This window comes from Micromonospora sp. RB23, assembly GCF_053585025.1.
This window is the reverse complement of sequence record NZ_CM132111.1, coordinates 49,172-69,233: the sequence shown is the minus strand read 5'-3', so window position 1 is coordinate 69,233 and position 20,062 is coordinate 49,172. Positions and strand designations below refer to the sequence as shown.

At 70.1% G+C, this 20,062-nt stretch carries 17 protein-coding genes; 13 read left to right on the top strand and 4 right to left on the bottom strand.

Features of this window, described 5'->3' with window-relative positions; genetic code table 11:
* The first annotated feature begins 48 nt into the window (after positions 1-48).
* The 4 genes from ACTFTM_RS00185 to ACTFTM_RS00170 all read left to right on the top strand — a co-directional run bounded on the left by ACTFTM_RS00185 (position 49) and on the right by ACTFTM_RS00170 (position 2,658).
* On the top strand, positions 49-672 hold the full coding sequence (locus ACTFTM_RS00185) for a sigma-70 family RNA polymerase sigma factor (protein ID WP_449563876.1): 624 nt from the start codon (positions 49-51) through the stop codon (positions 670-672).
* Positions 673-743: 71 nt separating this feature from the next.
* Positions 744-1,031 carry an RICIN domain-containing protein gene (locus tag ACTFTM_RS00180; protein WP_449563875.1) on the top strand — a complete coding sequence of 96 codons (288 nt, stop codon included), beginning with the start codon at positions 744-746 and terminating at the stop codon, positions 1,029-1,031.
* 35 nt (positions 1,032-1,066) lie between these two features.
* On the top strand, positions 1,067-1,288 hold the full coding sequence (locus ACTFTM_RS00175; protein WP_449563874.1) for a hypothetical protein: 222 nt from the start codon (positions 1,067-1,069) through the stop codon (positions 1,286-1,288).
* Positions 1,285-2,658 carry a hypothetical protein gene (locus ACTFTM_RS00170; RefSeq protein WP_449563873.1) on the top strand — a complete coding sequence of 458 codons (1,374 nt, stop codon included), beginning with the start codon at positions 1,285-1,287 and terminating at the stop codon, positions 2,656-2,658. Before ACTFTM_RS00175 ends, ACTFTM_RS00170 begins: the two co-directional genes overlap by 4 nt.
* A 107-nt stretch (positions 2,659-2,765) precedes the next feature.
* Here ACTFTM_RS00170 and ACTFTM_RS00165 read toward each other — a convergent pair whose 3' ends face one another.
* Positions 2,766-3,059: a hypothetical protein gene (locus ACTFTM_RS00165; RefSeq protein WP_449563872.1), complete on the bottom strand. Its 294-nt coding sequence runs from the start codon at positions 3,057-3,059 to the stop codon at positions 2,766-2,768.
* A 283-nt stretch (positions 3,060-3,342) separates the two neighbouring features.
* On the opposite strand from ACTFTM_RS00165, the gene ACTFTM_RS00160 reads away from it, so the two are divergent.
* A complete protein-coding gene (locus ACTFTM_RS00160) occupies positions 3,343-3,534 on the top strand; it encodes a hypothetical protein (protein ID WP_449563871.1) in 192 nt (63 codons plus the stop codon).
* Positions 3,535-3,824: 290 nt separating this feature from the next.
* On the opposite strand, the gene ACTFTM_RS00155 is transcribed toward ACTFTM_RS00160, so the two are convergent.
* Positions 3,825-4,850, bottom strand: a complete 1,026-nt coding sequence (locus ACTFTM_RS00155) for a CE1758 family FMN-dependent luciferase-like monooxygenase (protein ID WP_449563870.1) — start codon at positions 4,848-4,850, stop codon at positions 3,825-3,827.
* 153 nt (positions 4,851-5,003) lie between these two features.
* Here ACTFTM_RS00155 and ACTFTM_RS00150 point away from each other — a divergent pair, with 153 nt between their 5' ends.
* From ACTFTM_RS00150 to ACTFTM_RS00135, 4 genes are read left to right on the top strand one after another with little or no spacing between them, the layout of a single operon-like run.
* The gene (locus ACTFTM_RS00150; RefSeq protein ID WP_449563869.1) at positions 5,004-5,783 is read left to right on the top strand and encodes a hypothetical protein; all 780 of its coding nucleotides are present in this window, start codon (positions 5,004-5,006) and stop codon (positions 5,781-5,783) included.
* Positions 5,773-8,520, top strand: coding sequence for a right-handed parallel beta-helix repeat-containing protein (locus tag ACTFTM_RS00145; protein WP_449563868.1), 2,748 nt, complete (start codon positions 5,773-5,775; stop codon positions 8,518-8,520). Before ACTFTM_RS00150 ends, ACTFTM_RS00145 begins: the two co-directional genes overlap by 11 nt.
* A gap of 6 nt (positions 8,521-8,526) precedes the next feature.
* Complete coding sequence (gene eccCb / locus ACTFTM_RS00140; protein WP_449563867.1) at positions 8,527-12,528, top strand: type VII secretion protein EccCb; 4,002 nt, start codon at positions 8,527-8,529, stop codon at positions 12,526-12,528.
* A 26-nt stretch (positions 12,529-12,554) separates the two neighbouring features.
* Positions 12,555-13,931: an EsaB/YukD family protein gene (locus tag ACTFTM_RS00135; RefSeq protein ID WP_449563866.1), complete on the top strand. Its 1,377-nt coding sequence runs from the start codon at positions 12,555-12,557 to the stop codon at positions 13,929-13,931.
* A gap of 9 nt (positions 13,932-13,940) precedes the next feature.
* Here the strand turns inward: ACTFTM_RS00135 and ACTFTM_RS00130 are convergent, their stop codons facing one another.
* Positions 13,941-14,579 carry a LuxR C-terminal-related transcriptional regulator gene (locus ACTFTM_RS00130; protein WP_449563865.1) on the bottom strand — a complete coding sequence of 213 codons (639 nt, stop codon included), beginning with the start codon at positions 14,577-14,579 and terminating at the stop codon, positions 13,941-13,943.
* Positions 14,580-14,631: 52 nt separating this feature from the next.
* Between ACTFTM_RS00130 and ACTFTM_RS00125 the strand changes: the two genes are divergently transcribed.
* The 3 genes from ACTFTM_RS00125 to ACTFTM_RS00115 are packed head-to-tail and all read left to right on the top strand — an operon-like array spanning position 14,632 to position 18,732.
* Positions 14,632-18,033, top strand: a complete 3,402-nt coding sequence (locus ACTFTM_RS00125) for a hypothetical protein (RefSeq protein WP_449563864.1) — start codon at positions 14,632-14,634, stop codon at positions 18,031-18,033.
* A 25-nt stretch (positions 18,034-18,058) separates the two neighbouring features.
* The gene (locus ACTFTM_RS00120; RefSeq protein WP_449563863.1) at positions 18,059-18,379 is read left to right on the top strand and encodes a WXG100 family type VII secretion target; all 321 of its coding nucleotides are present in this window, start codon (positions 18,059-18,061) and stop codon (positions 18,377-18,379) included.
* 35 nt (positions 18,380-18,414) lie between these two features.
* Complete coding sequence (locus ACTFTM_RS00115) at positions 18,415-18,732, top strand: WXG100 family type VII secretion target (RefSeq protein ID WP_449563862.1); 318 nt, start codon at positions 18,415-18,417, stop codon at positions 18,730-18,732.
* A gap of 65 nt (positions 18,733-18,797) precedes the next feature.
* On the opposite strand, the gene ACTFTM_RS00110 is transcribed toward ACTFTM_RS00115, so the two are convergent.
* Complete coding sequence (locus ACTFTM_RS00110) at positions 18,798-19,448, bottom strand: hypothetical protein (RefSeq protein WP_449563861.1); 651 nt, start codon at positions 19,446-19,448, stop codon at positions 18,798-18,800.
* Positions 19,449-19,585: 137 nt separating this feature from the next.
* On the opposite strand from ACTFTM_RS00110, the gene ACTFTM_RS00105 reads away from it, so the two are divergent.
* Positions 19,586-20,059 carry a hypothetical protein gene (locus ACTFTM_RS00105; protein ID WP_449563860.1) on the top strand — a complete coding sequence of 158 codons (474 nt, stop codon included), beginning with the start codon at positions 19,586-19,588 and terminating at the stop codon, positions 20,057-20,059.
* Positions 20,060-20,062: the final 3 nt, after the last annotated feature.

Genomic DNA, 20,062 nt, shown 5'->3' with positions numbered 1-20,062 from the left:
CGTCATGACAGGTGTGGTCATCGCTGGCATGGTGGCCCGGTGCCACACATGTCCTCAGGTCTTCGCGGCCCGGACGAACCCGAGGCCGCCCAGGCAGTCCCGTACCAGGCGGCGGCCGTGACCGACGAGAGCGACGAGGAAGCGCTGCGACACCTGGAGCAGGTCCACGGGCCGGTGTTGCTCAGCTTCCTGACCCGGCTCACGCGCGGCGACGTCCACCGCGCGCAGGACATCGTCCAGGAGGTGCTGCTGCGGGCGTGGCGGCACCCGGGCGCCCGCAACGCGGACGGGCGCTGGAGTCGGGGTTGGCTCCTCACCGTGGCCAAGCGCATCCTCATCGACCAGCTCCGCGCCGCGAACGTGCGCCCGGACGAACGGGCCGACGAGTTCATCGACGCCTACCCGGGCACGGGTGACGCTTTCGAGCAGATGATTGACGCGCGGGAGGTGCGGGCGGCCCTCAACGCGCTTCCGGAGCGGCTGCGCGTCACGCTCGTCGAGGTGTACTTCCAGGAGCGGTCCGTGGCCGAGGTCGCGGAGCTGCTGGCCGTACCGCCGGGCACGGTCAAGTCGCGCAGTTTCTACGGGCTCAAGGCGCTCCGTGAGGAGCTGATCGCCCGAGGTTTCGTTTTCCGATCTCCTCCGAACGGACGAATGTCCGACGAACCGTGAACCGCCGCCGTCGCCACGCCGTCTGGTGCGTGCCGACTGCTCCCGGACGTTCTCTCTCCAAAGAGTGGATCATGAAGAAGCGTGCAAAGCTGCGGCGCGTGTGGCACCGCCTCCTGGCGACCAGACGCGGACGCGCCGAGATGGGTGCCTTCGGGCTCTCCGTGAGTGCCAAGGACCAGCTGTGGAAGAGCGTCCCGTCCCCGCGGCCCGGCTACGCCACGACCGAGTGGAAGCGCGTCGACGTCGGCGGCGGCGCGGTCTGGATCACCAATGGGAACTCTGGCAAGGTCCTGGAGGTCGACGATGCGGTCCGGGTCAGGGCCCAGCAGGACCAGAGGTGGCGGTTGCTCGGGTCCTGAGACGGCAGGCTGGGCGGAGAAGAGGGGCGGACGGCGTGCGGGGCGCCCACATCGCGGAGGAGCAGCTCGTCCTCCACTACCTGGATGGGCTCGATCCTGTGCAGAGTGAGCTGATCCACCGCCACCTCCAGGTGTGCGCGTGCTGCCAGGCGCGCGCCGACGAGATCGTCGAGACGGTCGCGGCCCTGGCCCTGCTCAGCGAGTCGGCGTCCGGCGACGAGGACGTGGACCCGTCCGCCCGGTCGGGTGACCGATGAGCGGCGCAGCCGGCGACCGGCACGTCATTGAACTGCTCACGCCGTACTACCTCGACATGCTCGACCGGGTCGAGGGGCCGTTGGTGACGGCGCACCTCGACGACTGCGCCGACTGCCGGGGCGCGGCCGATGCCGTGATCGAGACGATCGCGGTCCTGGCGCTGCTGCCGGAGGCGGATCGGGAGGAGCTGCTCGACAACTTCGGGGCCCTGAACCGCACCGGCCCGCCTCCGGCGCGGTTCGTCGAGTTCCTCGCCCACGAACCCGAGCCGGAGCCGGCACCCGGTCTGCGGCGACGACTCCGGGACCGGGCCGGACCCGGGTCGTCCAGGGCCGCCCAGGTGGCAGCCCCGGCCGTTCCGTCCCCGGCCGCCCCGGCCGCGCACCCGCCCGTCTCGGACACGACCGCGCCGACCCCGGCCGCGCCCACGTCCTCGGCCCTCTCGGACACGACTGCGCCGAGCCCGACCGCGTCCCGGACGACTGCGCCGAGCCCGACCGCGTCCCGGACGACTGCGCCGGCCGCGACTCCGGCCGCCCCGGCGTCGGCTGCGACCGTGCCACCGCCATCCTCCGATGCGGCTGCGGCTGCGGCTGCGGCGGCGGCGGCCGTCCGGAGCACGCCTCCGGCCGCGCCGGCGCCGGCGTCGGTTCCGCAAGCGCCAGCGCGGACACCGGCTGCGGTGTCCCGTGCCGCGCCGGTCGTGCCCGGACCGACCCCACGGTCGTCCGAGCCGTTGGCCTCCGAGCCGATCGTTCCGACCGCCGCACATCCGGGTCCGACCCGGCCGGTCGGTCAGGAGGAGCGAAAGCTGGGGACGACCGGCCCGCTGCGGACGCCGGGGCCGCGGGCTGCGGCCGTCGCAGCCACCCCGACGGGGGTACGCGGTGACCGCCGCCGTCCCGGCGGGGAGACGCACGCGGACCGTCGCGCCGTACCGACCCGGCGTCGACGCGGTGCGATGGTCCGGACCGGTCTGCTGCTCACCACCGCCTTGGCCGTGGCCGGTCTGGCCATCGGGGCCCTGGTGCAGCACGTCGACCGGGTCGCGCCGCCGCTCGCGGTGACCGTGACCGCCGTGGCGGCCGACTCGGCCACGGGCGCCTCGCTGTCCGTGGTGGCCACCGGGCAGGACGACGGTGTGAACGTCCGGGCCGCCGTCGACGGTCTGCGGACCGGCAGCGGCTATCGCCTCATGGCCGCCACGTCAGATGGCCGCGTGTGGCGCGTACTGAGCTGGGAGGCCGACGACACGACGCAGAACGTCAGCGGTCACCTGGCGGTGCCGCTCGCGTCGGTGGCGTCGTTCTCCGTGGCCCGGGCCGGTGGCGGCGCGATCGTCACCGCGAACGTCCCGCCGCGACGGTGACCACGAGGAGGACACCATGACCGACGCGACCAAGCCTGCTGCCCGACTGCGAAAGCTAGGAAAGACGCCACCCGCAAGGCCCCGGCCAAGAATGCCACCGATAAGGCTCAGGCCCGTACGCGTGACCTGGACCGTCTCGGTTGCACACCCGCCGGGGCGGTTCGCCCTTGGACGACCAGCCCGGCCTTCATGACGTACACCTCGCGCTTGGCGGTGGCGTTGCCCCTCGCGTCGAGCACGTACCCGGTGATCCAAATCCAGTCGTGGTACGGGTCGGTCTCGCCGACCGACACGATGCGCAGCATCAGCGCCCGGTTCCCGGTGAACTGCGGCGAGCAGGCCGCCGCGACCTGCACGACGTCTCCCGGCTTCACGACAGCCAGCCGAGGAACCGTGGCCATCAGCTCTCACCCGGCCAGTGACCCCGGTTGATCGGGATCTTGTGCCTGGCCCGGCAGGGCAGTTCGTTCCCGCACTTGCAGACGTTCCGCCACTTGATCCGCGACCACACCGGCTTGTGCCTGCGTGCGAGTGTCCGTGCGACTGCCATCAAGTACTCGTCGAAAGTGACGCGTCGGGTCATTCACCCATCGCAACACGGGGGGTTGTACGAGGGCAACCCCCTAAAGCGTTGCCTCACCCGGTAGGGCCTGAAGCAAGTACCAAGGCTCCTACCGTCGAGATGTGGAGTTGCTTGGGCTCGATGAGATCCGCGACCTGCTTGGAGGCATCAGCAAGCAGCGCGCCACGATCATCGTGGGCCGCAAGGGTTTCCCCGACCCGCTCGCCACCCTGAGCATGGGCCGCGTCTGGGACGGCAAGGCCGTACGAACGTGGATCGCCAAGAACCGTCCTGCCCCGGCTGACGACGACTGACCGGAGTGCGGCGAACTCCGCTGATCATCGACGCTTCTTTCTTGAGAACTGCCCCGGCAGCGAGGGTTGGTCGTCTGGTTCAATTCCATCCGCTGTCTGCGGATTGAACGGGCGCAGCCCAGCGAGGCTGTCAAGGATGGCAGGCCGCGAAGCCGTAAATACCTGGCGGCAGCCCTTCGGCGAAGACCACTACGGAGGACTGCCCGACCGCGCGGGTACCGGAACCTGTTGAGCCTCCACCGATCGACAGACTGTCGAGGTCGTCCGGAGCCTGCATTACGGCGTGGTCGTCAAGGTCGCGATTGCTCGCGCCAGGGCGGGGCCTCGCGGCGCAGGACGGGGAGCACCTGCTCACCGAGAATGTCGAGCTGCTCGCGGACGACCCGCAGTGGCAGCCCGGCGTGGTCGATGAGAAACAGTTGACGCTGGTAGTCACCGGCGTACTCGCGGAAGCCGAGCACCCGGTCGATGATCTGCTGCGGGCTGCCCACGGTGAGCGGGGTCGACGCGGCGTACTCCTCCAGGGACGGGCCACCGCCGTAGACGGGTGACCTGTCGAAGTAGGGGCGGAACTCGTCGACCGCGTCCTGCGAGCGGGGACGGACGAAGACCTGACCGCCGAGGCCGACCACGGCCGGGCCCCGACCGTGTACGGCGCTCCGCTCCCGGTAGTACGCGATGAGCCGGCGGGTGTGCTCGGTCGGCCAGAAGATGTGGTTGGCGAAGAATCCGTCGCCGTACCGGGCCGCCTCCTCGGCGGTCTCCTCGCTGGTGACGGCCGCGTGCCACACGTACACAGGGGTGCCGTCGAGCGGTCGGGGCAGCGTGGTGTGCCCGTGCAGCGGCGTCCGGAAGCGACCGGACCAGTGCACGTCCCCGGTACGCCAGAGCCGGTGCAGCAGCGCGTAGTTCTCGGCGGCGAGCGCGTGCGAGTCGCCGATCTCCTTGCCGAACAGCGGATAGGCCGAGCGGGAGGCGCCCCGGCCCAGCATCACGTCGAGCCGCCCACCGGAGAGGTGCTGCACCGTCGCGTAGTCCTCGGCCAGCCGGACGGGGTCGTTCGTGGTGATCAGGGTGGTGGCCGTGGACAGCAGGAGCCGCGACGTCCGGGCCGCCACGTATCCGAGCAGCGCCACCGGCGACGAGGTCACGTACGCGCCGGAGTGGTGCTCGCCGACGGCGAACACGTCGAATCCGGCCGCCTCGGCGTGCTCGGCGATGACAGCGACGGCCCGCAGCCGATCGTGCTCGCTCACCGTCCGCCCCCGCACCGGGTCCGGGGTGAGGTCACCCACGCTGTACACGCCGAACTGCACCTGACCTCCCGCTGTACGCGCCGACGACCTCCACAGAACGGACCCCCGGGCCGCCCGGTTCACGGCCGCCTCGGTCGCGCGCAATTTCCTCCTGAACTCGTGAACCGGCGCGGTCGCCCACCCGTCTGGTGAACGGGAATCTTGGAGGTGACCGTGGCTGAGCCGTCCCGCGCCCCCACCGTGGTGATGCCCGAGCCGCAGGGTTCGGGGCCGGCAGCCGCGATCAGTTGGCGTCAGGAGTTCGTCCGCGCCTACGTGGAGCACGCCGGCGACCGCCCGGCCAGCGAGCGGCTCACCGTGCGCTGGCCCACGCTGGTCACCGTGTCCGCCCTGGTGTGCGTGGGCGCCCTGGTGGTCGGCATCTTCTGGAGCCTGGTCAAGCCGATGCCCGCCAAGCAGCCGGCCCAGGCCGCCCCACCCAACGGGGTGCTCGCCTCGGGCGCGCCCACCACCTGGAGCATGGTGGCCGGCTGGGACTGCGTCGCGGCGCAGGACCACGGATTCGAGGCGGCCGGACGCACCGCCGAGTGGCGCACGGTCGGCACCGGCGGCTGGAACGGCGACAACTGCCACGGCACGTACGCGACGGTGCCGCCCCCGGCCACGAAGCGCACGAAGGCCGGTGCCGAGTCGGTGACCTGGTGGTTCGCCCCGCCGAAGGGCATGAACACCTGCGCCGTCTCGGTGTACGTGCCCGGCGGCGACTACAACCCCGCGAACAGGGTCCGGTACGCCATGACGCCCGGCCGGGGTGGAACCCCGTACGCCAACTTCACCTTCGACCAGAAGGCGCACGCCGGCACGTGGGCGCCGGCCGGCACGTTTCCGGTGCACCAGAACAAGATCGCGATCGCTCTCGACCTGACCGGCAGCGCCGGGGCCAAGGGCAGCCGGATCGCGCTCGCTCAGATGAAGGTGGCCTGTGAGACCTGAGACCGAAGCCCTCGCCCCGATCATGGCGGCGGGCCGGGTGGAGCGCGTCTCCAACCGGGGTTGGGGTCGGCACCGCAGCATCGGGGCGGCGGTTCGTGCCGCCCGGGAGGACAGCGTCATCGTGGTGGCCCCGGGCGTCTACCGCGAACAGCTCGTCCTGGACCGACCGGTGACCATCCTCGTCGAGGAACAGGAGGGGACCGCCGAGCTGACGAGCACCGAGGGGCCGGCGCTCGTCGTCCGTGGCGGAGCGGCGACGGTACGCGGGCTGACCGTTTCCGGCACCCGTCCCGGCCAGGTCGCCGTCAGCGTGACCGGTGGTTCGCTGACCCTGGAGGCGGCCGTCGTCAGCGGCGGGACCGTCGAGGTGTCCGGTGGTGCGGCGGCGGTGCTCCGGCAGTGCGCGGTGCAGGACGTCGCCGTCGCGGGTGTCACGGCGGCGGACGGCGCGCGGCTCAACGCCGTCGACGTGCGGGTGGACCGGGTCGACGGCAACGGCGTCGTGCTGGCCGGGTCGGCGCGCGGCGAACTGGTGGACGTCCACCTCGACTCGGTCACCGGGGCCGGACTGGTCGTCGGGGGCAACGCCACTGCCGTACTCGATCGGTGTGAGCTGGGCCGGATCGGCGCCGTCGGCGTCGTGATCAGCGAGGAGGCCACGGCCCGGCTGACCGACTGTGTGGTGCAGGACGTCGCGGCCGACGGTGTGCGGGTGACCGGCAGCGCACCCTTCGACGCGGCTTGGTGGCCGGCGGTCAAACCCGGCATGCTGGCCGGCGCCCAGGTCGGTGATCCCGGCAACGGTGGGGTCACCCTCCAGCGGTGCCGGATCAGCCGCACCGAGGCGGCGGGACTGCTCCTCGAGGGCTCGCCCGAGGTCCGCGTCGACGACACCGACGTGGAGCGGGCCGGGTCGGCGGGCATCCTCGCGACCGGGCGGAGCCGGGTCGCGCTCCGCGACGTCCGCGTGGGCCACACCGGGCAGACCGCCCTCGCGGTCCGCGACGATGCCGAGGTACGCGGCTTCTCCGGCGCGCTCACGGATTCGGGCGCGAACGGCGTCTACGCGGCCGGCGGTCGGGTGCTGCTGCGCGACTGCGAGATCCGGGGCAGTGCTCTGACCGCGGTTCACCTGGTGGGCGCGACCGAGGCGACGCTCGTCGACTGCGTGGTGGCGGGTACGCCGGAGATCGGCGTCCGCGCCGGTGAGCGGGTTCTGCTGCACGTGCGGGGCGGGGTCGTCGAGGGCGCCGAGCACCACGCGGTGCACGTCGACGGCGCGGCCGACGCCGTGCTGCGCGACGTGACCGTCACCGGCGGCACGATCGGCGTGCACCTCGACACCCCGCACCGTCCGCTGGTGGAGGACTGCCGGATCAGCGCGGCCGTGCAGACCGGCATCGAGGTCGCCGCGGGCTGCGCCCCGACCCTGATGCGGACCAGGGTGGACGGTTGCGGCGCGGCCGGGGTGTTCCTCGGCGAGGAGTCCCGCGCGGTGCTGGAGGGCTGCGAGATCACCGAGGTCGGCGGCAGTGGGCTGGCCGTCTGGGCCGGGGCGGCACCCGTCGTCCGCGACCTGCGCCTGAGTCACTGCAAGAAGAACGGCCTCTACTTCGGGCCGGACGCGCACGGTCTCGTCGTCGACGCGGAGGTGTCGCACACCGCCTACCCGTCCGTGTACGTGGGCAGCGGCGCCGACCCGACGCTGCTGCGCTGCCACGTCCACGACGCCGACGAGGACGTGAGCCTGGCCGACGGCGCCCAGGCATCCTTCCAGGAGTGCTGGAGCACCGACGTCGGCAGCGCCACCTGGGGTTCCACCCCGGCCGAGCGGTCCGCCTCCGCCGTGCCGGCGTTGGCGACAGGTGGTCCGCGCCCGTCGGGCCCGAAAGCCAGCCCGGTCGCCTCGGAGGCGGACCTCGACGTACTGCTCGCCCAACTCGCGGCCCTGGTCGGTCTCACCGGCGTCAAGAAGGACGTCAAGACCATGGTCAAGCTGATGCAGATGGTCCAGCGGCGACGTGCGGCCGGGCTGTCGCCGCCGCCGATGTCCCGCCACCTGATCTTCGCCGGCAATCCGGGCACCGGAAAGACCACCGTCGCCCGCCTCTACGGCCAACTGCTGGCCGCCATGGGCATGCTCGCCAGCGGCCACCTCGTCGAGGTCGACCGCGGCCAACTGGTCGGCGAGTACGTCGGGCACACCGCGCCCAAGACGGAGGCCGCGTTCCGGCGCGCGTTCGGCGGCGTGCTCTTCATCGACGAGGCGTACGCGCTGGTGCCGGAGGGGCAGGGTTCCGACTTCGGCCAGGAGGCCATCTCCACGCTGGTCAAGCTCATGGAGGACCACCGCGCCGAGGTGGTGGTCATCGTGGCCGGCTACCCCGACCAGATGCGGCACTTCATCGCCGCCAACCCGGGTCTGTCGTCGCGGTTCTCGCGGACGTTGACGTTCGACGACTACAGCTCCGACGAACTGGTCGAGATCGTCGAGGCGCAGGCCGGCGAGCACGACTACCGGCTGTCACCGGATGCCCGGTCGGCGCTGCGGTCCTTCTTCGAGGCCACCGGGCGCGGTGAGGGCTTCGGCAACGGGCGGTTCGCCCGCAAGGTGTTCCAGCAGATGACCGAGCAGCACGCGGCCCGGGTGTTCGAGCTGATCAACCCGACCGACGAACACCTCAGCACCCTGGAGGCGGACGACCTTGCCGGCATCGACGTCGACTTCCGGGAGTGACCTGCGGTGACCAAGCTCGCCTTCCACCGCCCGGCGCGGGTCCTGCAACCCGAACTGCCGAACGACACCGTGGTCCTGCCCACCCCGCCCGAGCCGCCCACGGAGAACCCGTCCAACACAGCGTGGAGTCTCGTCCTGCCGTTGCTGTCCAGCGTCGGCATGGCCGCGTACATGGTCACGTTCGGGCGACCCGCGCTGATCATCATCGGCGTCCTCTTCTTCGTGACGTCCGTCGGCGCGGTCGTCGCCATGCGGATGCAGCAGCGCAGCGTTGCCGGTAAGACCACGCGACGACAGCGGCTGCGCTACCGCGGTCACCTCAAACTGTCGCGGGACCGGGCCCGGCAGGTGGCGGCCGCACAACGGACGGTGGCGGCGTTCGGCAATCCCGAGCCGGCCCGGCTGTGGTCGATCGCCACCACCCGGCAGCGGATCTGGGAACGCCGACAGCAGGATGACGACTTCCTGCGTACGCGACTCGGCTGCGGCTCGGTGCGGCTCGCCACGCCGTTGCAGATGGACGCCAAGATGGACCCGCTCGCCGACTACGACTGGGAGTCGGCGCAGGCCGCACGCACCCTCATCGACCAGATGGGCCGGGTGGAGCGCCAGCCGATGGTCGTCGACGTCGGCAACGCCGGGGTGATCAGCCTCGTCGGCGGCGCCGCCCGCACCGAACCACTGCTGCGCGCCCTGCTCTGCCAGGTGGCCGTGCTGCACGCTCCCGACGACGTCACCATCGCGGTCGAGACGTCCGGCTCCCCCCGGTGGGACTGGGCCAAGTGGCTGCCGCACACGTTCGAGCCGAAGGCCCGTGGTGAGGCGGGCACCGTCTCGCTTGTCGCGCCCGACCCGGAGCTGCTGGGTCCGTACCTGACCCAGGAGCTGGCCCAGCGGATCGAGGCGCAGACCGCGCGCCGGTCCCAACTGTCCATCGAACGCGCCAGCGCGCCCCGGCAGCGCCGGCTCGTGGTGGCGTTCACCGGATTCGCACCCGTCTCCGAGTGGGGACGCTCCGAGCTGATGAACGCGCTGCTGCTGGCGGCCGGGCCGGAGACCGGACTCACGCTCATCTTCCTGGCCGACCGGGACGCCGACGAGCCCGGTCGCGTCGACCTGCGGGTACGCGTCGACGACAACGGTCACCTGGCCGTCGAGGGTCGCACCGAGCTGGTCACCACGCCCGCGGTCGACTGTGTGCCGGACGCGGTGACCCCCGAGTTCGCCGAGCTGATCGCCCGCGCGCTGGCGCCGCTACGGCTGTCCGACGAGCGTGAACAGGTGCTGACCCGGGTCCGCTCGCTCACCGAGATGGTGCTCGGCGCCGACCCGGTGAGCGCGGACCTGACCGGCCGGTGGGTCGCCCCGGGGGATCCCCGGATGCTGCGGGCGCCGATCGGTACCGACGGCGACGGTCGGACCGTCGTGCTCGACATCAAGGAATCGGCACAGGGCGGATCGGGACCGCACGGCCTCATCGTGGGGGCGACCGGCTCCGGTAAGAGCGAGCTGCTGCGCACCCTGACCATGGGCCTGGCGCTGACCCACTCGCCGGAGCTGCTGAGCTTCGTACTCGTCGACTTCAAGGGCGGCGCCGCGTTCGCCCCGCTGGTCGGACTGCCACACGTCGCCGGCCTGATCACCAACCTGGCCGACGACGCCGCGATGATCGACCGGGTGCTCGCCGCGCTCATGGGCGAGCAGCAGCGACGTCAACGCATGCTGCGCGACGCGGGCAACGTGGACACCATCCGCGAGTACCAGATGCGCCGCGCCAGCGGTGTCACCGACCCGCAGGGCCGACCCCTGGAGCCCCTGCCCTACCTGCTCATCGTCGTGGACGAGTTCGGGGAACTGCTCGCCGGCCGCCCCGACTTCACCGAGCTGTTCGTCCAGATCGGCCGCGTCGGCCGGTCACTCGGCATGCATCTGCTGCTGGCCACCCAGCGACTGGAGGAGGGGCGGCTGCGCGGGCTCGACTCGCACCTGTCGTACCGGATCTGCCTGCGCACCTTCAGCGCCGCCGAGTCCCGGACGGTGATCGGGACGCCGGACGCGTACAAGCTGCCGCCGATCCCGGGCTCCGCGTACCTGAAGGTCGACGAGTCGATCTACCAGCGGCTGCGGGTGGCCCATGTCTCCTCGCCGTTCGTCAGCCCCGAGGAGCGGGACGCAGCCGCCGGCCGGAGCGGCCCGACGCTGACACCGTTCGGAATCCGTACGGCCTCCGAGGTCGTCGAGCGGGAACCCGACGAGAACCAGGTCAGCACCAGCGGCGGCCCCACCGAGTTGCAGATCATCGTCGAGCGGCTCAGTTCGCTGACCGCGCCCGCCCACCAGGTCTGGCTGCCGCCGCTGCCGCCCGCGCTCGCCCTCGACCACCTCGTCGGCCGTCCCGCCGACCAGCCGGACCGGGGATACAGCGCCCGCATGTGGCCGCTGACCGGCCAACTGTCGGTCGCGCTGGGCCTGCTCGACCTGCCGCTCAAGCAGGAACACGAGACCCTGCTCATGGACTTCGGCGGGGCACACGGTCACCTCGCCGTCGTCGGTGCCCCGCGCACCGGCCGGAGCACCCTGCTGCGCACGATCATGATGTCGACGATGCTCACCCACACCCCCGACGAGGCGCAGTTCTACTGCATCGACTTCGGCGGGGGCACCCTGCATCCGTTCGCGGCGGCACCGCACGTCGGTTCGGTCGCCGGACGCACCGACCTCGAACTGGTGAGCCGCACCCTCGCCGAGATGCGGTCGCTGATCGTCGAACGGGAGCGCCTGCTGCGCGAGCTGGGCGTCGACTCGATCGCGGACTTCCGGGAACGCCGCGCCGCCGGCGACCTCCCCGCCGGGGTGCGTGGGGCCGACATCTTCCTGCTCATCGACAACTGGGGCGCCCTGCGGACCGAGTTCGAAGGCGCCGAACAGATCGTCACCGAGATCGCCGCCCGCGGACTCGGCGCCGGCGTGCACCTCGTGCTCACCAGCGGTCGGTGGAACGACATCCGCCCGGCCCTGCGCGACAGCATCGGCACCCGCATCGAGCTGCGCCTCAACGATCCCACCGAATCCGAGGTCAACCGGCGGATGGCTGCCCGCGTGCCGTCCGGGACCGCCGGCCGGGGGCTGAGCGCTCCCGGGGCCTACTTCCAGATCGTGCTGCCGCGCGTCGACGGCCAGGACACCGCCGAGGGCCTACGTGAGGCCCAGGAGGAGACGATCGGGAAGATCACCGCCGGCTGGACCGGCCGGGTGGCGCCCCCGGTCAAGCTGTTGCCCCATCGTGTCGAGGTGCGCGAGCTGGCGACCGACCCCGCCACCGCCGCCGTCCCGATCGGCCTGGCCGAGGAGGATCTGGGTACGGTCACCCTCGACCTGCTGGGCGACAACCCTCACTTCCTCGTGTACGGCGACGCCGGGTCGGGCAAGACCACCCTGCTCAGGACGTGGCTCACCGGACTCACCGAGCGCTCCTCCCCGTACGACATGCGGGTGGTTCTCTTCGACTACCGGCACACCCTGCTCGACGTCGTACCCGAGGACTACCTCGGCGCGTACGCGGGCGACGCCACCACCGCCCAGGTGTACGTGCAGCAGGTGGTGGAGAAGCTCAAGGAGCGCGTACCCCCGCCGGGCATCAGCCAGGCCCAGCTCAAGGCCCGCGACTGGTGGGAGGGCACCGAGCTGTACGTCGTCGCCGACGACTACGACCTGCTCAGCGGCGCGTCCGGCCCGCTCAACCCGCTCGCCGCGTTCATACCGCAGGCCCGCGAGGTCGGCCTGCACATCGTGCTGGCCCGGCGGGTCGCCGGCATCTCCCGCACCATGGGCGACCCGCTCGCCGCCCGCATCCGCGACATGGGCACCGGCGGACTGATCCTCTCCGGCGACCACCGCGAAGGCGTGGTGCTCGGCGACGAACGGGCCGCCCAGCGTCCACCCGGCCGGGGCGTCCTGGTCGAGCGGGGCCGCCCCCGCCGGCTCATCCAGGTCGCCACGAGCGCCTGACAACCCGTACCCGAAAGGCGTTTTTGATGGCGAACGAGCAGAGCCGCATCACCGTCGTGGGACACCTGCGCCGGGTCGACATCGCGGTGCCGTCCACCGCTCCCATCGGGGAGTACGCGCCGCAGTTGGCCGAGCTGTGCGGGCAGGCCGAGCCGGACATGATGCCGGCGGCCTGGTCCCTGGCCGGCGTCGACGGGCAGGCGTACCCGCTCGACGCCAGCCTCCAGGACCTCGGCGTGGTCGACGGCCAGGTGCTGTACCTGCGCGACGTCACCCGGGAGCCCGGCGAGGCGCCCGTGGTCATGGACATCGACGAGGTCGTCGCCGACGAGGCGGCCGCCCAGCGCCGCACCCGGCCGAGCGGAGGCCCCGTGGTGCTCGCCTTCGGCCTCGCCTGGCTCGCCGCCGCCGCGGTCCTCATCGCTCGGGCAAGCGGACTGAGTGCCCCGTCCGTCACGGTCGTCGTCCTCGTCCTGGCCGCACTGACGCTGCTCGGGGTCGCGTGGGGGCTGCAACAGAAGCCCAGCACCATGCCCGAGAGGTTCGTGCACCTCGTGGTGCTCGGCGCCGTACCGTGCCTGGCCGTGGCCGGACTGCTCGTCGGTGGGGGCCTGGGCGGCACGGACTACCGCTGGATCGGGGCCATCGCCGGCGCGAACCTGGCCGCCCTGATGGGGCTGGCGCTCGTACCCGGCGTCGTCCTCGCCGCCGTCGAGGTCCAGCTGTTCGTGGCGGCCGTCGTCGCTCTGCTCCTCCTCGGCCTGGAGGCCGACCGTAACCAGGCCATGGCCCTCGTCGCCGCCGTGGCCGTGGCCATGCTCGCGGGCGGCCGTCGCACGTCGGCGATGCTCACGTCCTGGGGGGTACGCCGGCCCCGTGGACGCGACGCGGCTGCCGAGGCCACCACCCAGCTCGTACGGGAGTCGAACCGCTTCCTCGCCGTCGTGGTGGCCGGACCGACAGTCGCACTGGCTCTCGCCCTGCCTCCGCTCGCGGTCTCCGGCGAAGGGTTCGCCGTCGCCACGGCGATCGTCATCAGTGCGGCCCTGCTCGCCCGCGCCCGGCAGGCCGCTGTCACCAGTGAACTGCTCGCCACCGCCGGCGCGGGTCTCGTCGGGCTGTTCGCGTTGATCGTCGGCGTGAGTCGGGCCGGCGCTGCCGACGTACTCGTCGCGGGTCTGCTGCTCGTCGCCGGCCTGCTCGTCGTCGGTGTCGGGGTGGCCATGGCCTACCTGATTCCCCCGCAGGATGATCAGACCGGCGCGACGATGGTGCAGGCGCCGCGCAAACGCAGCCGCGCCGAGGTCGTCGGCGTCGTCACCGGGCTCGCCATCGCGCCCCTGACGCTTGGCGTACTGGGCGTGTTCGAGCACCTGGTAACGGTCGGCCGCTCGCTGTTCTGAGGTCAGGCCCTAAGCGGCGGGGTGGCGACGGGTACGGGTCAGGTGGCCCATCTCGATCGCCATCCGGGTCAGCTCGGCCTTGTTGCTCACGTTCAACTTGGCGCGGATCCGCTTCGCGTAGGTGTTGACCGTGGCCTGCGACAGGCCCATCCGGGTGGCGATCTGCGCGTGGGTGAAGCCCGACGCGATCCAGCGCAGCGTCTCCACCTCCCGCGGGGCAAGACCACTGCGATCCTCGTCGGTGCGGGTGTTCAGCTCCAGCTGAAACTGGCTGATCATGCGCGGGCACAGGTAGAAGCCCTGCTGTGCGGTCACCCGAATGGCCTCGCGCACGTCACGCTGCTCCGCCTGCCGACTGATGCAGCCGCGCGCTCCCGCCCGGATCGTCGCCAGCAGCGACGGGGAACCCTCCCACACGGAACTCACCAGCGGCGCCCCGATCGACGTCAGCTTGGCGACGTCGTCCAGCGTGGACGCGGTGATCTGCGGCAGGTCGAGCGCGACGACGTCGTACGACCCGCCCCGGTTGTACAGATCCCGCAGGGAGCCGACTGCCGCCGCCACCCGCAGCCCCGGGTCGTCCGAGGTCAGCTTCTCGATGCCGGCGCGGGCGATGGGTTGTGCGGCGACGATCGCGACTGAATACACGAGTACCTCCAGGCCTCAACCCGGGCGGACCGGGGTGAACGGCTCCTAGAACGTGTCGCCCAGGCCACCGGTTCACGGACGGTCGGATTTCCCGGGAGATCTCCCGCACGTCCCCGAACGGAGGATTTCGAGCGCTCCCATGCCCGCTCCTAGCCTCGGTGCGGACCGCCATCCGACGCCCCGACCAGGAGGCCGAGTGCTGACCGACAAGCTCTCCGACGGGTCGGTTGTCTCCTACGACGAGGACGGTCACGTCACCGCGCAGGAGCTGCCGGACGGCACGGTGTTCAGCGCGTTCACCGAGGACGGTCCGACGCACGTGGTGTTGCCCGACGGTGGTGGTGTCGCGTCGATCGCGTATGTCGGCGACGGCAGCACGTGGTCGTTCGACGACGGTTCGAGGGTGTCGTACGACGGTTCGGATCAGGTCGTCTCGCAGGTGTCGGCGGATGGCACGGTGTTCAGCGCCTTCACCGAGGACGGTCCGACGCACGTGGTGTTGCCCGACGGTGGTGTCGCGTCGATCGCCTATGCCGCCGATGGTGCCAGTACGTGGTCGTTCGCTGACGGTTCGAGGGTGTTGTACGACGGCTCGGACCATGTGACGTCGCAGGTGTCGGCCGATGGCACGGTGTTCAGCGCCTTCACCGACGACGGTCCGACGCACGTGGTGTTGTCTGATGGTGGTGTCGCGTCGATCAGTTATGGCGCGAAGGGCAGTGTCTGGTCGTTCGCCGACGGTTCGAGGGTGTTGTACGACGGCTCGGACCATGTGACGTCGCAGGTGTCGGCCGACGGCACGGTGTTCAGCGCGTTCACCGACGACGGTCCGACGCACGTGGTGTTGCCCGACGGTGGTGGTGTCGCGTCGATCGCGTATGTCGGCGACGGCAGCACGTGGTCGTTCGACGACGGTTCGAGGGTGTCGTACGACGGTTCGGATCAGGTCGTCTCGCAGGTGTCGGCGGATGGCACGGTGTTCAGCGCGTTCACCGACGACGGTCCGACGCACGTGGCGTTGCCAGATGGCGGTGTCGCATCGATTTCGTACGCCGCTGATGGTGGTAGCACGTGGTCGTACGCCGATGGCTCGAAGGTCGTGTACGACGCCGCGAATCATGTGATCTCGCAGGTGTCCGACGACGGCACGGTTTTCAGCGGCTTCGACGGTGAGGGGCGTCCGACGCACGCCACCGTGCCGCAGTCGGATGAGGTGACGATCACCTACGCCGCCGACGGTGGTAGTACGTGGTCGTTCGACGACGGTTCGAAGGTCGTGTACGACCGCTCGAGCCATGTGACGTCGCAGGTGTCGGTCGATGGCGCGGTGTTCGGTGCGTTCGACAGTCAGGGTCGGCCGACGCATGCGGATGTGCCGGGCTCGGGTGTCGCGTCGATCAGTTACGACGCCCGGGGCAGTGTCTGGTCGTACGCCGATGGCTCGAAGGTCGTGTACGACGCCGCGAATCATGTGATCTCGCAGGTGTCCGACGACGGCACGGTCTTCAGCGGCTTCGACGGTGAAGGGCGTCCGACGCACGCCACCGTGCCGCAGTCGGATGAGGTGACGATCACGTACGCCGCCGACGGTGGCAGTACGTGGTCGTTCGACGACGGCTCCAAGGTCGTGTACGACAGCTCGAACCATGTGATCTCACAGGTGTCGGTGGACGGCACCGTGTTGAGCGCCTTCACCGATGACGGTCCGACGCGTGCGGTGTTGCCTGATGGTGGTGCGGCGTCGATCAGTTATGGCGCGAACGGCGGCAGCGTCTGGTCGTACGCCGACGGTTCGAAGGTGTCGTACGACGTTTCGGATCAGGTCGTCTCGCAGGTGTCGGCCGATGGCACGGTGTTCAGCGCCTTCACCGACGAGGGTCCGACGCGTGCGGCGTTGCCTGATGGTGGCGCGGCGTCGATCAGTTATGGCGCGAAGGGCAGCAGTGTCTGGTCGTACGCCGACGGTTCGAAGGTGTCGTACGACGGCTCACACCGTGTGACCTCGCAGGTGTCGGCGGACGGCACGGTGTTCAGCGCCTTCACCGACGCCGGTCCGACGCATGCGGTGCTGCCCAGGGGCGGTGGTGTGGCGACGATCAGTTATGGCGCGAAGGGCAGCAGCGTCTGGTCATATGCCGACGGTTCGAAGGTGTCGTACAACAGTTCCGGTCACGTCACCTCGCAGGTGTCGGCCGACGGCACCGCGTTCAGCAGGTTCGACAGTCAGGGCCGTCCGACCCACGCCACCATGCCCGGCCCTGGTGACGTGACGATCAGTTACACCTCCAACGGTGCCAGCACCTGGTCGTACGCCGACGGAACCCGGGTCGAGCGGAACGCCGCGGGCGTGACGACCCGCGAGACCACGTCCGACGGCATCGTGTTCGACCGGTTCGACGCCGACGGTAGGGCGCTCCACGGCAGAGTGCCGGGGGCGGACGGCCAACCCCCACAGACGGTCACCATCGCCTACACGCCGAACGGCGACGCCACGTGGACGTACCACGATGCCGGTGGCGCAACGACGATGACGCTGACCCGGAGTGCCTCCGGTAAGCCGATCACCATGGTCCAGGACGGCTGGACGTTCCGGAGCTTCGACGGTGACGGCCGACCCACGGCGGGTCACGGGCCGGACGGGTCCGTCGCCATCAGGTACGGAGCGAACGGCACCAGCACCTGGACGTTCACCGACGCACACAACGGCCGCACCGTCATCGAGCGGAACGCCGCTGGTCAACCGACCACGATGATCTCCGACGGCTGGACGTACACCAGGTTCGACGGCGAAGGCCGTCCACTGGCCGGCCACAAGTCGGGCGAGAACGGGGGTGCCCGCGAGACGGTCACCATCACCTACGGCCACGACGACTCCAGCGTGTGGAAGTACGGTGACGGCACGGTCATCACGAGAGCCGGAAACGGCCAGGTGACCTCCCTGGTTGTCGACGGGTGGACGTACACCAAGTTCGACGATCAGGGCCGGCCGACCTACGGAACCAAGGACGGCAAGCACATCTCCATCTCGTACCAGGGTGACTGGACGGTGACGAGATACCCGGACGGCACGAAGATCGGAACGGACTCCCACGGTCGTCCGATCTACCAGATCAACCCGGACGGCAGCCGTTTCGAATACCGGGTGGAGATTCCGAAACTGCTCCAGGCGAAGAACACCGTGGCGGCCCAGGCCGGTCTCCTGGACGGACACCTTTCGAACCTGAAGACGCAGGCCGAAGGCATCTTCGAAGCGTGGCAGAGCCCCGCCGGTCGCCAGTACGAGGCGGTGGTCGGCCGGATCACCGCGATCAGCAACGACGTGCAGAGCGTCCTCCACGACTCGGTCGTCGCGCTCGGGCGTGCCTACGACCAGTACGTGGCTGCCGAGGGCGGCAATCTCAAGAACCTGACCCCGGTCAACTTCAACTCGGACGGGTCAGTCACACCCCGCTGAATACGAATACGGAAGGGCGGACAGAGTGCAAAGAGTTCAGGTAACCCCTCAGATGGTGACGGACGCGGCCGCCAGCTGCGATTCCACGAACTCCGAGATCGACGCGGAGCTTGCCTCGCTCAGGTCTTTCGTGGTCAATCTCCAGTCGCAGTGGCACGGGGTCGCCTCCGACCAGTTCAACGCGCTGATGACCGACTTCGACATCTACGGGAAGATGCTGCACAACGCATTGGCGGACATTGCCAGCGGCCTGCGCGGCAACGCCGTCAACTACGTCGACACGGAAATCTCCAACATCAACAGCTTGGTCGCCGTCAACGGCGACATCCCCGGTGCCCGGCTCTGACTCGACAGCTCTGACTCAACAGCAAGGAGTACGTCATGGGTGATCCCACGAGCAGCAGTCTCTGGGTGCCGTTGGAGTTGGAGACCGCCGGCGGGCAACTCAACGGCCGGGCGAACGAGATCGTCGGCCAGCTCGAAGCGCTCAAGAGCAAGCTGCTTCCGCTCTCGGAGACGTGGCAGGGCGACGCCAAGGAGTACTACGAGGGTCTTCAGGGCGAGTGGAACCTCGCCGCGGACGGGCTCTTCGGGCCGGAGGGAGTTCTCGGTCTCATCGCCTCCGCATTGAACCTCAGTTGGAACAACTACGCGGAGTGCGAGTGGACGAACCTCAGGACCTGGCGGCCGCAGGGCTGAGTGGGAACGGCGGGGTCGGGGCGGTGTCGGGAGATCCGCACCGCCCCGTCATCGCAGGTTCGGCCTCAGTCCGGGTCCGGGGCCCAGGAAGCACGGTCGGCTCCGGCGTACATCTGACCGGCGTCGTTGAGCTTGCCGATGAAGGTACCGACCAGATGGATGGCCGTTCCGCAGCCCTGGAGCAGTTGGTTCTGGGCATGCACGAGCTTCGCCGTCTCCTCCGGGTTGCCGTCCTTGGCGTCGGCGTAGGTGCCCTCCGGATACGAGAACACGTTGGTGTTGCTGTAGTCGCCCGCATTATCCTGATAGTTCTCGTGGTAGCGCGGAACCAGGTCCTCCGCGTTCTCGGCGAAGAAGATCCATGACTCCTGGCTGACCACCTCGTCGCGAAAAGCCTCGAACTGCGCGATCTGGTTCTGGGCCTCGTGCAGGAGCGTCTGCTCGGCGGAATGCACCGTGTCCAGGTGAACCGTGAAAGAGCCCATGAACGGCTGCCCGGGGTCGAGCGGGACACCCTTGTCGTCGACCAGGACGCCCTTGTCGTTTGTCGGACGACCGTACGTGTCCTTGAAGCCGCCGGCGCCGTCCGGAATGACAGCGGGCTGCGTCGGCGCGGCGCTCGCCGGGTCGGTGTAGTTGCCGTTGTCGCCGTTAATCGTCTTGGCGTCCGACCAGGTCTGGGTCAGATCGACGACATTCGCTCCCTCATTGGCCATACCCGACTCTTACGGGCGCATGACGAAACCGGCAACGTCCTCGTTGGGGTGACCCGTTGGTCCCAAACGGGGCCGTGCCGCTGGCCCACGCGGCTCACTAGCTTGGCTTCCAGTACCCGGAAAACCGAGGAGCAACGGTGACGGTCCCCTTCCCGTCGGACGCCCCGACGTCGTACGAGGACAGCGCCAAGGCGATCTACGTGCGGCCGGGCGTCATCTACCACACCGCACACGTCTCGATGAAGGCCGAGATCGCCGCGATCGTCGAGTGCTGGAACGTGATCGCCGATACGTGGAAGAACCTGAAGCTCAGTTGGGTCGGCGAATCGGCCGCCGCCGCGGACGCATTCAACGAGCGGCTCGACAGGGTGCAGGCCGAACTGTTCGGCGAGCCCGAGGGTGACGGCAAGGACGGCAAGCCGGGCATCTTCGGTCTGGTCCGGGTGGTGGCGGTGCAGGCGGCCAGCAACTACGACAACGCCGAGCACAGCGTCTTCCACATGTTCGACGCGCTGACCGAGGCACTGGAAACGACCGGCCAGGCGGACGACGGAAAGCGGCCGGAGAACTCGACGTACAACCCCATCCAGATCACGTACGGCGACGTCTGATCC